Origin of the sequence: Halpernia frigidisoli, from assembly GCF_900113805.1 — a bacterium.
In the GTDB taxonomy this organism is placed as follows: domain Bacteria; phylum Bacteroidota; class Bacteroidia; order Flavobacteriales; family Weeksellaceae; genus Halpernia; species Halpernia frigidisoli.
In genome coordinates this window covers 367,155-380,811 of the sequence record NZ_FOQT01000003.1, presented here as the reverse complement: position 1 = coordinate 380,811, position 13,657 = coordinate 367,155, and the positions used below count along the sequence as shown (strand labels likewise).

The following is a 13,657-nucleotide window of genomic DNA, read 5'->3' as shown; positions in this document are numbered from 1 at the left end:
TATAAAAAACCCGGGTAATTATTTAACTACCCGAGTTTTAGAAAAATAAAATTAATATAAAATTTAAGAATTAATATCCTGGATTTTGTTTTAATTTAGGATTAGCGTTTAGCGGTATTAATGGAATTGGATATACCATAACGTGTCTGTCTGTAGTTGCTGTCCTTCCCTGAACTGGATTTAAGAAAGTTCCAAATCTTATTTGATCTGTTCTTCTTGTTCCTTGCCAGTACATTTCACGCGCGAACTCGTCATTTACGTTTTGAAGTGTTGTGATTGCTAATGGTGCTGCGCCGCGAGCTGCTCTCAATTGTCCAATTAAAGTATTAGCTGTAGCAAAATTACCTTTTCTTGCATAAGCTTCTGCCTGCATCAACATACATTCTGCACGACTTAAGAATATAAAGTCAGTATTTACCTGCTGCGTAGGATTTCCAGGACTTGTGTATTGAGGATAATATTTAATTACTCTGGCGCCCTGTGCTTCTCCGGAAGAAGCCAGATCAAAAGCTGTTGTAAAACTTAATGGTGCCCCAAGTCTGGTTAAAATATTTGCCCCACTCTGATTAACCTGCTGACCTATCAAAATACCCGCTTTTAAACCGGAATTAGTTGTTAAGTAAGGAATGTTTGTTGAAAAACGAGGGTCATTGGGATCTGTTGAGGTAAATTTACCTATCAAATCCGTAGTTGTACTTGGACCATTGTAACCACCTGGAGCCTGATTATAATGCGTCGTCATATAGGCAAATTGGAAAACATTCGAGCCGTTACCAACTTCATTTACCCGTGAAAAAATAATCTCTGTGGATCTTTCACCATTATCCGGCGCAAAATTTTGAAAATAGTTTTGTCCCGGTGTATTTCCTGCAATGTTTGTAAAGCTTGTACCCGCCATTGCAGCTGTTGTGAGCGCGATTACTTTATCCATATCTGCCGCAGCGAATGCAGCTGGCGTGACAACTTGTGGTTTACCATCAGCATCTGTCGCTTTGTAAACCGCTTTATTTAAATATAGTTTTGCCAATAAAGCATTTCCTGCATTTTTTGTGGCCGTACCAGCGCCTGCACTGTTTGTGTAAGCAGGTAAATCATTAATGACTGCTTCTAATTTTGCAATTTCATTATCAATTGCTTGAGAACGCGTCCAGTATATTGATGGAACAGAATCCGCTTCATTAGGTTCTCTTAAAATGGTTTGTCCGAAATGATCTGTCATTAACCATAACCAATAAACCTGTAAAAAAGTAGCTTCCGCTTTTTGCTGTTTTGTAGCATTAGCAAATCCCAATACCGATGTTGCATAAGCAATTCCACGGTTCATATCTGTATAACTGTTTGTGATTTGCGGATTAGAAGGCAACCAGGTATGAAGGTGCAGCTGCTGCCATTTTCCTCCATCAAACCAGTCAGATCCGCGGGTTGGCTTTGCTTCTTCATCTGAAGAATCTTCGTTTAAAGTCCAGATGCCAAATGGGCTTCCAGGTCCTTCTAATAAAGTATAAGTAAAAGCTAATGACTGCGCTGGTGATCCCAGTGTATTGAATTGCGGGTTGTCTTTCCCAATTGAGTCATTTAACTGTTCATCAAGACTGCAGCTAGTAAGCGTAGCGAGTGCCACGACTGCTGTTAAAATATATTTTTTCATTTCTATTATATTTTTTTTGAATTAAAAATTTATGTTCACACCCGCTGAAAAAGTTCTGGCCTTTGGATAAGACGCATAATCAATTCCGTAAGAAGGAACGCCATCAATTGGCTTACTTGTACTAACTTCCGGATCGAATCCTTTATAACCTGTAATCACAAAAAGGTTTTGCCCAGTGATATTGAATCTTACTGATTTTACGTAATTAAAGATACCGCTTTCACCTTTTAATGTATAACCAATACTCATATTAGAAAATCTAAAAAAGTCAGAAGACGATAAAAATCTTGTAGATGCACCATTAGAATTGTTTGCTGCTTCATTAGAATTAGCTACGTCGGCAGGTACATTAGTTCCTTGGGCAAAAGCAGCTTTGTAAAATAAAGCATTTGCAGTATTATCATAGATTTTACCACCATATTGTCCATAACCATTTAGTGTAAAATCTAAATTTTTATAGTTACCTTTTAGAAAAAGACCTACGTTATACTTTGGAAGCGCTGAACCGGAAAATTTCTTTACCGCTAAACCTGGATCGCTCGTAACTCCGCCATTAGCATCATCATATAGCGATAATCCATTAGCATCAAAGCCTCTGAATTGTAGCAAATTAAAGGTAAAAAGTTCTTGTCCGTCAAAATGCCCTTGCGCATACTCATCAGTTAAACCCTGACCGTTTATGATACCTGTTTTAATTCCGACAGTATTATCAAAACCATCAGCTATTACGCCAGTTGCTTTTGTAATATTGTAGGCAACATTACCACCAAAATCCAAATTAAAATCGGCTGTTTTTATTGCTTTGTAAGAAATTGAAAACTCTGCTCCTTTGTTAATAAATCTCGTATTATCAAGATTTACAAATCCTAACGGGCTCTCTGTCTCTCTCTGCAACTGAATTTTTTGAACCAAAACGTCCTTGCTGGTCTTGTTGTAAAAGTCTAAACTACCACTAATTCTGTTTTGCATTAAGCCAAAATCGATACCAGCATTATATTGCTCTGTTTGCTCCCATTTAAGATCTGCATTACCAAAATTTACAGGTCTGTAATTTCCTCTATTTGGTTGCAAAAATGTCGATGAAAGTCCTGATGGGAAATCCTGATTTCCTGTAATTCCAAAACCTCCTCTTAATTTTAAAGTATTAAAATAATCCGGTGCAAATCCTTCTTTATCAATATTCCAGGCTCCTGAAATAGATGGGAAATAACCATATTTATTATTTGCTCCAAACTTACTGGACCCATCTGCTCTCATAATAGCATTAAGTACGTAAATCCCATTGTAATCAAAAATTGCTCTACCAAAATAAGACTGAAGTTTATCTGTAGGATTGTCAAAAGAAAACTGGCTGCTTGGATTAATCACTGTTCCTGCAAAAATATTTCTGATGTAATAGTTTTGATCATGATTTCCACCATAATTTTGAACTAAGTTTTGTTGTCCTGCATTATCAAACTGTTGGAATGAATAACCCCCGATCGCATTTAAATTAAATTTATCTGTGATCTTCCATTTATAATTCAGGGTATTTTCAATAACATAATTGTACTTATTGATATTAAAAAGAAGTGCTGTACCACCAACTGTAGAAATACTCTGAATATTAATTAAATCTGACCCGGCAATTGCTCTTTGCGAAGTAGAATAATCTACACCATAATTAACTCTAAAGTCCAGACCTTTAGCAATAGTTAAGGTCGCAGCTACATTACCTACTGTTCGGTACGTTTTACTAATATCAGTGTAATAATTAATTAAATTGAGCGGATTCCTTGGATTATCAGCGATTATTGTATAACCTGATGGGTTTGTTGGATCGAAAAGATTTCTTGTAGGATTCCATCTTAGCGCACTAATTATCACATCACCTTCTGCACCAGCAGTTTCTGCCGTAGGAGGCGTAATGGCGCGAATAAAGTTAGCCGTAAAAGAAGACTCTAATTTTAATTTATTATCAAAAAACTTCTGATCTACATAGTATGAAATATTTGTTTTTTGCTGACCAGAATTTAAGAGAATTCCTTTTTGATCTAAATAAGCCAGGGAAACACGATAACTTCCATTATCAGAACCTCCCGCATAAGATAGATCATACTGATTATTAGTTCCTGTTCTTGTTATTTCCTTTAAAGCATCTGTGTTTGAACCAAAAACTTTTGCTCCAGGTATTGCAGCGTATTCTGTAGCGCCTAATAAATCTATTCTGTTTGCAAGTCTGCTAAAACCGGATGTAGCATTAAAAGTAAGCTGGCCTGCACCTTTTTTACCTTTTTTTGTTGTAATAATGATAACACCGTTAGCTCCTCTTGAACCATAAATTGCGACTGCTCCAGCATCTTTCAAAACATCGATAGATTCAATATCGTTTGGATTTATAAAATTTAATGGATTAGATGCGGCTCCAGATCCAAAACCTATATCTCCTCTGCCGGAACTACTGTCTCCTGAACTGATCGGAACTCCATCAATTACATAAAGTGGATCACCACCGGATCTGATAGATCCAAAACCACGAATTCTAACATTGCTTTTTGCATTTGGATCACCGCTTGTTGAGGTAATTTGCACACCTGCCGCTTTACCTTGAAGTAATTGCTCCGGGGATGTCACTGTTCCTTTATTAAAATCCTCAGCTTTTACTGAAGTTACAGAACCGGTAGCGTCACTTTTTTTAATGCCACCATAGCCAATAAGCACAACTTCCTGAATGTCTTTTTCCTTATTCCCGTTGCTGATCGTGTCATTCTGCGTCTGTTGTGAATAAGCAAAATCAAATGTAAAGAAAGCCGCAGCGATCAAAACAGTGTTAATTGTTTTAAATTTCATAATTATTAAATTTTTCTATTAAGTTTTTTAAAGTTCCATTATTACCATTGTGTTTTGCGAAAATGTTGTTCCCTCATGAGTTTTTATTTAAAATTAGTTATTAATTACAATCGTTTTTTCATCTGCGCCAATGCCGACAAATTTTAAAGATTTCCATTTTTTTGGTAAAATTCCTTTGCCGTATTTAAATCCTTTGTCCGTAAGCTCTACCCCACCAAATCCATAAATTAGACCTTGCAGCATTGCACCAGCACCGGTAGCAAAATAGGGATTATTGCTTTTCGCAGATTCCGAAAAAACACCAAAAGGTGGTCTTGAATTGGGTAAATAAGATTTTACAAAATAATCATACGCTTTATCTGAATTACCCATTCTTGCGTACAACACAGACATTATCCCCGAACCCATTGCAGGTCCGTCTATTTTATCCATTTTTTCTGAATAATAATCTAAGTCTTTTTCAATTTGAATTTTATCTGTAATTATATGAAGTGGATAGGCGAGAAGATTAACATCTGCCTGCTTGATCATTTGTCCGCCGTAACCATCATAATTTTGTGTAATTCCGTTCTTTTTCTGAATTATAATTTTATTGGCCACTTCTTTCCACGCGGGGTTTACAGGTTCATTTAAGATTTCTGCGGCTCTTATGGTATTTTTTAAAGTTTCAATTGCGGCGCCATTTGTAAAAGCATTATCATCCACATGCTGTGCATATTCATCTGCTCCAACTACATTTTTAATGGAATAGGAGCCATCTGTATTTTTTACCACTCTGCTTATCCAAAAATCTGCAGTTTCTTTTAAAACTTTAAAATTTTCGCGCAACCAGTCTCTATCTTGTGTAACAGTGTAATAATTCCAAAAAGCAATTGAAACATCTGACGTTATATGCTGCTCAAAAATCCCCGTAAGTGCCCAGGTTGGTGTGGCCTCTTCTCCGGTATCATCTGATTCCCAGGGAAACATCGCTCCTTTATAACCGTAAATCATTGCTTTTTGCTTGGCTTTTTCTAATCGGTCGTATCTGTAATCTAAACAGGACTTCGCCATGTCAGGCTGTAAAGCTAAAAGCACAGGATACATCCAAAGCTCAGCATCCCAAAAAATATGACCATTATAACCTTGAGAAGAAAGACCCATTGGAGAGATACTCTGCCGGGAATTTGGTCTGATGAAAGAATAGAGATTGTAGAGTGCAAAACGCACTCTCTGTTGGGCATCAATATCACCTTCAATCTGAATATCACCTGATTTCCAAAGTTCAGCCCAGGCATTTTTATGACGTTCAAGCATTTTGTCTATTCCTTCCTGCAGCGCAAAAATGGCTTGCCTTTCTGATTCGTTTGATGGATCTGTGACGTCTTTTGACGTACAGATACCGCCCGCAACTGCAAATCTGTATTTTTTACCTTTTAATAATTTTTTTGTGAAACCGACTTCCTGATTTACATATTTTAAATCTTCTTTTACACCGTCAAAAAGAAATGTAGTTGATGCTGCAACATTATATTTTCCTTCCAATGTAGTTGCACTCGTCCCGAAAACCGGCATCAAAAATTCATTATCTTTCAAAACACGAAAATTTTTCTTCGCGTCTTTAAGTTCATCAGGAACATTCATGTAGTTAAACGCAGAAATTGTAATGTCTTTTTCCGGTATGATCTCCACAATTGCCATAGCTGCAAAAGGATTTGCTCGGTTCGCTAGAATACTGTAATTAATTTTTGCCAGATCTTTAAAATCAAATGAAGTATTGGAGATTCCCTGCTGCATGTTTATGGTTTGCTGCCAATTAGAAATATTGTCGCTTTTTATTTCCTGGTTATTTATTTTTAACCTAATATTTAAAAACTCAATACCTTTAACGATTCTGCTTATGCCATTTTCCGGACTCGCTTCATAAACGCCTCCAAGTATTACTTCTTTGTGGCGAAGTGGAGTATCATCAGTCACGATTCCAAACTGACCGTTTGCCATTGCAACGCCATTATAATTTTCTCTGGATGTGGCAGAGATATTCCATTCATCTGAAACTTTATTTTGCGAAAAATATGAACTATATACCAAAAAGATAGTAACAGTTATAATTTTTTTAAAATTCAGCATTCCTTTTGATAATTTTTTAAAAGTAAATCGATTAACTACAAATTTATTTTTTTTAACAATACCGAATTACATTTTTAAACTTTAAGTCAAAAAAAAACTATGCAATCGATTGTGCAAACGGTTGTTGTTGAAAAATAGATTAAATATTAATGCTGTTTTAACTTAATTTAATATAAAATAAGTTAAAATTAAGCGTTTTTTATCCCCAAATTATTAACTAAATTTACGAAATGAGCAGGATTACAATAAAAGACATTGCCGAAATGCTAAAAATAAGCACCTCAACCGTATCGCGTGCTTTAAGCGATCATCCGGATATCAGTGAGAAAGTAAAAATCCGAGTGAGAGAAGTAGTTTCAATAATGAATTACCAACCCAGCGAATGGGGGAAAAATTTTAGAAGTAAAAAAAGTCGCTTAATTGGTCTCGTCGTACCTAAAATGAATATGTTTTTTATTCCTTCCATAATTAACGGACTTTCATCAGTTTTAACAGAAAAAAATTATCATTTACTGATATTGATTTCTGATGAAGATATGGAAATAGAGAAAAAAAATATTGATTTCTGCTGTAATTATGGTGTTGACGGAATCGTAATCTCACTGACATCCGAGACACAAGATCTTTCTCATTTAGAAAAAGCGGCAAATCTCGACATTCCTGTAGTAATTTTTGATAAAAGTATTCCGCAAGACAGTTTTGACGAAATTTTAATAGACGATGCGGCCTCAACATCGGCTATTGCTGATTTTTTAATTAAAAATAATGTAAAAAGTACACTTTGTATTTTTGGAAATAAAAAATTAGAAATAACTAAAAGAAGGGAAAAAGGTTTAATGGAAAAACTTTCTGACAGCAACATTAAAGCGACAAAACTCTACGCAGAAAATGAAGATCAGGCGCGTAATTTCGTTGAAAGTGTAATTCTTACAGAAAAATTTGATTCTATATTTGCAATGAGTGATGAGGTTTTGGCCGGCCTTTTCTCTGCTTTTAATTCACTTAATGTTTCGCCGAAAGATTATTTGATAACAGCGATCAGCAGTGGGAAACTAACTTCCTTTCTTGCAAAAAACATCAGTATTGTAAAACATGACGGTTTTGAAATGGGAAAAACCACCGCTTACAAAATTTTAGAAAAAATAGAAACAAAAAGTACAGCAGTAGAAACAAAATATATGGATACCTGCTTTCAGGAAGCTGTTATTTAAAATCAGGTTCTGCGATAAATCGTCCGAGGTTCTGCTTGAGCACTTGGAAATATAGCCACATCTGCAATTGACACGTGTTTTGGTGCATTAATAATATAGGCGATCAAATCTGCAATATCTTCTGCCTTCAAAGCGTCATAGCCGTCATAAACTGATGAGGCGCGTTCTTCATCGCCTTTAAAACGGACTTTAGAAAAATCTGTTTCTACAGCGCCTGGCTGCACGTTTGAGACCTTTACGCCAAACTCTGTTAATTCTAAACGCATACCTTCAGAAATGACATCGACTGCTTTTTTTGAAGCACAATAAACCACGCCATTTGCATAAGTTTGTCTTGCAGCAACTGAAGAAATATTCACAATATGTCCAGAATTTCTTTTTTTCATCTGCGGAATTACTTCTTTAGAAACGTATAAAAGACCTTTTACATTTCCATCTATCATTGCATCCCAATCTTCTACGTTCCCTTCTGATAAAGGCTCCAAACCATGAGCATTTCCAGCATTATTAATAAGAATATCTATATCTTGCCATTCTCTTGGTAGCGTTTTAAAAGCGTTTTTCACCTCTTCATTGGAACGGACATCAAAATTTAAACTAAATACTTCGGTATAATTTGAAAGTTCTGTTTTTAATTGATCTAAAACTTCTTTCTTTCGCCCGCAAAGAATTAGTCTGTAATTTTGAGCAGCTAAAAGTTTCGCAGTTGCTTCACCTATTCCGGATGTTGCTCCGGTTATTAATACTGTTTTCATTTTTTAAATTTTTAATTACCATCAATACTTTCGAAAGCATTAATTATATGCGTGATTTGAAGTTTCTTTCTTTCATCTGGAAGAATTGTAATGACATCAAACCTAGTGTTTAAATCTCTTTTAAAATTCTCTGAAAAATCATTGGCAGCAGAAATAAGAAGTTTCATTTTCTTTTTGTTAATGGCTTCTTGAGGTTCCATAAAAGCATCTGTTCCTCGTGCTTTAACTTCTACAATGATGATTTCATTTTCAAATTCCGCGATAATATCAATTTCAGCCTTCATGAATCTGTAATTTCTTACCAGAATTTTATACTTTAAATCTTCTAAAAATTTAACGGCCAGTTCTTCTGCAAGTTTTCCAAATTCATTATGATCTGCCATTATTTTCTAAATTGATAAGCCCACAAAATGAGTAAAATTTGCAAGGGAAGCCGCAAGACTGTGACCCAAAAATATTTATTATGTGTAATGTAATAATCTTTCGCCATTTCAATATTTGCCGGAAAAACCGCTATAAATAAAAGAATGGCTAGATACGCACCAAAAGTTTGCGTCTGCGGAAAAATTAAAAGTAAACCACACAAAATCTCTACTAAACCACTTATATAAACCAATTTTAAATGAAAAGGAATATAACTCGGCATTATCTTTATGAAGAAAAATGGACGAACAAAATGCATTGTTCCTGCAAAAATTAATATTGAAATAAGAATGTATTTTGAATAAACCATATTATTTTAAATAATTAACTTCATTAATTTTCCCCACATTTAAACTAATATTTGAACCGATGATCAACGGTAAATTATCAAAAATATGACCGTTTGGAAAGCCGAAAAGAGTAGGGAAGTTGTATTTTGAAACTCGTTCCGCAATGATTTGATAAGCCATTTCATCAAAACTATTTTCATAATTTTTGTTCTCTTTTTCATCGCCCATATTGATCATTCCGCCAATAATTAATCCTTTAATCTCTTTAAAAACGCCGGCTAATTCCAGACTCATTAACATTCTGTCTAACGCGTAATAATTTTCACCAATTTCTTCTATGAATAATATTTTATCCCGAAAATCGAAAGTATATTTTGTTCCTAAAAGTGCGTAAACTAATGCTAAATTTCCGCCAATTAATTGTCCTTCAACGCTTCCTTCTTTGTTAAACTGATTATTTTCGACAGTATATCTTGGAAATTTTCCTTTTAAAATATCAAATATTTGATCATAACTTTCATCCGAAACACCAAAAGACGATGTTTTTAAAGTTTGTCCGTTAATGGAAGCGAAACCATTTTTAAGTAAAAAACTACTGATTACAGTATTGTCAGAATATCCAATAAACCATTTTGGGTTTTTTTTGAATTCTTTTAAATCAATTTTTTCCAGTAAATGCATACAGCCATAACCGCCACGAGTTGTCCAGATTGCAGAAATTTCGGGATCAGTTAAAGCCCAATTTAAGTCTAAAAGTCGTTCACTTTCAGTACCTGCATAATTGTAACCATGTTCATATTTATCAAAAACGTGCGCGCCAAATTCATAGTCGTAACCATTTGATTCAATTAATTTTAACGTATTTTCGATGGTAGATCTTTCGACAAAGCCAGCGGGCGAAATAATGGCAATTTTACCGCCTTTTTTTAAAGATTTAGGATAAATTATATCTTTCATTAACGTTGTTCTAAATGTTCTTTTTGCTCTGCTTTTTCCAGTCTTTTATCGAACTGATTAAACTTTTGAAAACTTTGCAGAAAAATCAGCAAACTAAATAATATCAGGATCACACCAACACTTTTTCGGATAATATTGGCTAATTTTTCTGTGAGCTTGTAATGAAACTGTTTTGCTAAAAATATTTTAAAGAGATCAACAGAAAGATAAGTTCCTATAACCAAAGCAATGTAGAGGATAAACTCATCTGTTTTCGGATAAGAACTTCTCACTGAAATTACTGTTACCAACCAAAAAAGGACAACACCAATATTTAAAAAATTAAGGAAAAAACCATTAAAAAAAGTTTTAATATAATTCTGATCGATCATTTTCTGTTCGCCTTTTAAATGCATATTTGTTTTAGAAACAATCATATAAATGGCATAAACTAAAATAATAAACGCAGAAATTCGATAAAAGCCGGGATGTTTATCAATAATATTTACAAGATCATCACTTGCAAAATAAGCAGCAAAAATACAAAGCAAATCTGCCGAAATTACGCCAAAATCTAAAGCCAAAGCGTGTTTTGGGCCACGATTAAAACTGGTTTCAATTAAAAGAAAAAAGATCGGACCGATGAATACTAAACTAAGCATCAATCCCAATCCAATGGCTAAAAAAATAAGTTCAAGCATTTTCTAAAATTTAATTTTGATCTTTTTTAGAAAATTAATCTGTAACAATTTTAAAATCAAGTTGTTTCGCAATTAAATTTGCTTTCACTACTTTGATTCTTAGTTCATCACCCAATTGGTATTTGTTTCCTGATTTTTTGCCATAAACTGCGTGTGTTGCTTTGTCATAAGAATAAGAATCATCCATTAAATCTCTTAATTTAATTAAACCTTCCGCGCCATTTTCAGGGATTTGTACCCAAAAACCAAATTCTGCAACACCGGAAACTACACCAGTAAATTCTTCATTAAGATGCGTCTGCATAAATTTTACCTGCATAAATTTGATGGATTCTCTTTCTGCTTCGGCTGCTACACGTTCCATCGCACTGCAATGCTTGCATTTTTCTTCGTATTCTGGCTTATAAGGTGATCTTCCGCCGTCTAAATAATGTTGTAATAATCGATGTGCAATTAAATCTGGATAACGGCGAATTGGCGACGTAAAATGCGAATAATAATCGAATCCTAAACCATAATGCCCAATTGGTTCAGTAGAATAAATCGCTTTACTCATACTTCGCATCGCCAAAGTTTCGATCATATTTTCTTCACCTTTTCCTTGAACGTCGCTCAATAATTTATTTAAAGATTGGGCCACTTTTTTGGTATTTGCAAGATCCATTTTATAACCAAAACTACCTACAAAATCGCGCAGTGCTTCTAATTTTGAAGGATCCGGATCATCGTGAATTCGATAAATAAATGTCTTTTCAGTCGGTTTTCCATTTTTTAGTGACACAAATTCTGACACTTTTTTATTGGCCAACAATGCAAATTCCTCGATCAAATGATTGGAATCTTTACTTACTTTAAAATAAACCCCAATTGGGTTGCTGTTTTCATCCAGATTAAAACGCACTTCACTTCTGTCGAAAGTAATTGCGCCATTCTCAATTCTTTCTTGTCGCAAAATTTTTGCTAAACTGTCAAGGTTCAAAATTTCATCTGCATAATCACCTTCTTTATTTTCAATTCTTTCCTGTGCTTCTTCATAAGTGAATCGGCGATCCGAATAAGTCACGGTTTTTCCAAACCATTCATTTAAAACTTCGGCTTTATCATTCATCTCAAAAACCGCAGAAAAAGTATATTTTTCTTCATTTGGACGAAGCGAACAAACCTCGTTGCTCAAAACTTCGGGAAGCATCGGTACAACGCGATCTACGAGATAAACTGAGGTCGCGCGTTTGTAAGCCTCATCATCTAAAAGAGTTCCTGGCAGTACGTAATGGGAAACATCCGCAATATGAACACCTATTTCCCAATTTCCATTTTCTAATTTTTCAATGGACATAGAATCATCAAAATCCTTTGCATCTTTTGGATCGATCGTGAAAGTGCAGACTTTTCGCATATCGCGGCGTTTTTCTAACTCTTTTCCACCAATTCTTTTATCAATATTATCCGCTTCTCTTTCAACTTCTTCTGGAAATTCATAAGGCAAACCATATTCTGCCAAGATGGAATGAATTTCAGTTTCGTGATTTCCCGGCGTTCCTAAAACCTGAATAATTTCACCTTCCGGATTTTTATTTCCTGCTTCCCAACCAACCATTTTAACGATGACTTTATCGCCATCTTTTGCGTCATTAAAATGATTTTTAGAAATGAAAATGTCGGTATTTATTGCTTTTTTATCGCAAACCACAAAGCCAAAATCTTTATGCTCAATTAATTGAAAAACGCCAACAAATTCTGTCCGATTTCTTTCTAAAACTTCAACAACAGAACCTTCTAATTTTTTTCCTTTAAAATTATAGGTAACGATTAAAACTTTATCGCCTTGCAAAGCATCTTTCACATTTTTTTGATGAATAAAAACATCATCGGGAAGTTCTTCTACTTTAACAAAAGCATTTCCACTTTGGTTAAAGTCAATTTTCCCGGTTAAAGTGCCTTTTATTTTTAAGTTGATAATGTATTTTCCTTTCTCAACTTCTTTTATTTTTTCAGTTGCTAAAAGTTTGTGTAAACTTTGAATAACCTGTTCTCTTTGGCGCGGATTTTTATGTTCAATTCCGTCTGAAATCTGTTTATAATTATAGATTTTCGTAGAATTTCCATTCATAAATCTTACAATCAACCTTCCGATTTCCTGAAGTTTATTATTGTTTTTATCGCTTTGATATTTTTTCTTACTCATATATTTTATTTAAATCAAAAAAAGAAATATTAGAATTTCTGATTATTAACAAGAAATTTTATTAACTCTATCCTGATGTCTTGCGCCTTCAAACTCAGTATTTAAAAATGCATCAACCATTTCAATTGCCAATTCTTCAGAAACAAATCTTGCAGGAATAGAGATCATATTGGCATTATTATGTTGTCGAGATAATTTTGCAATTTCAACTTCCCAGCAAAGTGCACATCTTATTCCTTGGTGTTTATTTGCTGTAATAGAAACGCCTTCGCCACTTCCACAAATTAAAATTCCAAAAACATTTTCGCCATTTTCTACAGAACTTGCTGCAGGATGAACGAAATCGGGATAATCTACCGAATCTTCTGACAAAGTTCCAAAATCCTGAATTTCATAATTAGATTTCAAGTGATCTTTAATAAGTTCTTTGTACTTAAAACCCGCATGGTCAGCGGCAATTGCTATTTTCATTTGCATTTTATAATTTTTTTATTTGTCAAATGTTATCGCCTATTTAGAAGTATTTTTTATTATTTGATATTTAAATGGCGATTTCAAATTTTTCCTTTA

General features: G+C 34.3%; 11 protein-coding genes. 1 reads left to right on the top strand and 10 read right to left on the bottom strand.

The genetic code is table 11. The features are described from left to right. Positions 1 to 70: 70 nt before the first annotated feature. The 3 genes from BM238_RS10020 to BM238_RS10010 form a co-directional block, all read right to left on the bottom strand. Positions 71 to 1,648: a RagB/SusD family nutrient uptake outer membrane protein gene (locus tag BM238_RS10020; RefSeq protein ID WP_090080376.1), complete on the bottom strand. Its 1,578-nt coding sequence runs from the start codon at positions 1,646 to 1,648 to the stop codon at positions 71 to 73. A 21-nt stretch (positions 1,649 to 1,669) separates the two neighbouring features. Further along, entirely contained in the window at positions 1,670 to 4,477 is a 2,808-nt protein-coding gene (locus tag BM238_RS10015; RefSeq protein WP_090080374.1) for a SusC/RagA family TonB-linked outer membrane protein, read from the bottom strand. Positions 4,478 to 4,570: 93 nt separating this feature from the next. After that, positions 4,571 to 6,586, bottom strand: a complete 2,016-nt coding sequence (locus BM238_RS10010) for a kojibiose hydrolase (RefSeq protein WP_090080372.1) — start codon at positions 6,584 to 6,586, stop codon at positions 4,571 to 4,573. 230 nt (positions 6,587 to 6,816) lie between these two features. Between BM238_RS10010 and BM238_RS10005 the strand changes: the two genes are divergently transcribed. After that, positions 6,817 to 7,797, top strand: a complete 981-nt coding sequence (locus tag BM238_RS10005) for a LacI family DNA-binding transcriptional regulator (protein ID WP_090080370.1) — start codon at positions 6,817 to 6,819, stop codon at positions 7,795 to 7,797. 2 nt (positions 7,798 to 7,799) lie between these two features. Here the strand turns inward: BM238_RS10005 and BM238_RS10000 are convergent, their stop codons facing one another. Genes BM238_RS10000 through rpiB form a run of 7 tightly spaced genes read right to left on the bottom strand, consistent with a single transcriptional unit; the run spans position 7,800 to position 13,564 of the window. Continuing rightward, a complete protein-coding gene (locus BM238_RS10000; RefSeq protein ID WP_090080369.1) occupies positions 7,800 to 8,552 on the bottom strand; it encodes an SDR family NAD(P)-dependent oxidoreductase in 753 nt (250 codons plus the stop codon). A gap of 11 nt (positions 8,553 to 8,563) precedes the next feature. Continuing rightward, the gene (locus BM238_RS09995) at positions 8,564 to 8,935 is read right to left on the bottom strand and encodes a YraN family protein (RefSeq protein WP_090080367.1); all 372 of its coding nucleotides are present in this window, start codon (positions 8,933 to 8,935) and stop codon (positions 8,564 to 8,566) included. Beyond that, complete coding sequence (locus tag BM238_RS09990) at positions 8,935 to 9,285, bottom strand: DoxX family protein (protein ID WP_090080365.1); 351 nt, start codon at positions 9,283 to 9,285, stop codon at positions 8,935 to 8,937. The genes BM238_RS09995 and BM238_RS09990 overlap by 1 nt, the downstream gene beginning before the upstream one ends. A 1-nt stretch (position 9,286) precedes the next feature. After that, the gene (locus tag BM238_RS09985) at positions 9,287 to 10,222 is read right to left on the bottom strand and encodes a S66 peptidase family protein (RefSeq protein WP_090080364.1); all 936 of its coding nucleotides are present in this window, start codon (positions 10,220 to 10,222) and stop codon (positions 9,287 to 9,289) included. After that, positions 10,222 to 10,902 (bottom strand): LysE family translocator, encoded by a 681-nt coding sequence (locus BM238_RS09980; RefSeq protein ID WP_090080362.1) that lies wholly within the window; start codon positions 10,900 to 10,902, stop codon positions 10,222 to 10,224. Before BM238_RS09980 ends, BM238_RS09985 begins: the two co-directional genes overlap by 1 nt. A gap of 34 nt (positions 10,903 to 10,936) precedes the next feature. Next, a complete protein-coding gene (gene rnr / locus BM238_RS09975; RefSeq protein WP_090080361.1) occupies positions 10,937 to 13,087 on the bottom strand; it encodes a ribonuclease R in 2,151 nt (716 codons plus the stop codon). Between the two features lie 45 nt (positions 13,088 to 13,132). Beyond that, entirely contained in the window at positions 13,133 to 13,564 is a 432-nt protein-coding gene (gene rpiB / locus BM238_RS09970; RefSeq protein WP_090080359.1) for a ribose 5-phosphate isomerase B, read from the bottom strand. Positions 13,565 to 13,657 lie beyond the last annotated feature (93 nt).

Excerpts from the sequence above, each read along its gene's own strand:
- BM238_RS10020 (WP_090080376.1), bottom strand. The coding sequence starts at position 1,648 with ATGAAAAAATATATTTTAACAGCAGTCGTGGCACTCGCTACGCTTACT.
- BM238_RS10015 (WP_090080374.1), bottom strand. The coding sequence starts at position 4,477 with ATGAAATTTAAAACAATTAACACTGTTTTGATCGCTGCGGCTTTCTTT.
- BM238_RS10010 (WP_090080372.1), bottom strand. The coding sequence starts at position 6,586 with ATGCTGAATTTTAAAAAAATTATAACTGTTACTATCTTTTTGGTATAT.
- BM238_RS10005 (WP_090080370.1), top strand. The coding sequence starts at position 6,817 with ATGAGCAGGATTACAATAAAAGACATTGCCGAAATGCTAAAAATAAGC.
- BM238_RS10000 (WP_090080369.1), bottom strand. The coding sequence starts at position 8,552 with ATGAAAACAGTATTAATAACCGGAGCAACATCCGGAATAGGTGAAGCA.
- BM238_RS09995 (WP_090080367.1), bottom strand. The coding sequence starts at position 8,935 with ATGGCAGATCATAATGAATTTGGAAAACTTGCAGAAGAACTGGCCGTT.
- BM238_RS09990 (WP_090080365.1), bottom strand. The coding sequence starts at position 9,285 with ATGGTTTATTCAAAATACATTCTTATTTCAATATTAATTTTTGCAGGA.
- BM238_RS09985 (WP_090080364.1), bottom strand. The coding sequence starts at position 10,222 with ATGAAAGATATAATTTATCCTAAATCTTTAAAAAAAGGCGGTAAAATT.
- BM238_RS09980 (WP_090080362.1), bottom strand. The coding sequence starts at position 10,902 with ATGCTTGAACTTATTTTTTTAGCCATTGGATTGGGATTGATGCTTAGT.
- rnr (WP_090080361.1), bottom strand. The coding sequence starts at position 13,087 with ATGAGTAAGAAAAAATATCAAAGCGATAAAAACAATAATAAACTTCAG.
- rpiB (WP_090080359.1), bottom strand. The coding sequence starts at position 13,564 with ATGCAAATGAAAATAGCAATTGCCGCTGACCATGCGGGTTTTAAGTAC.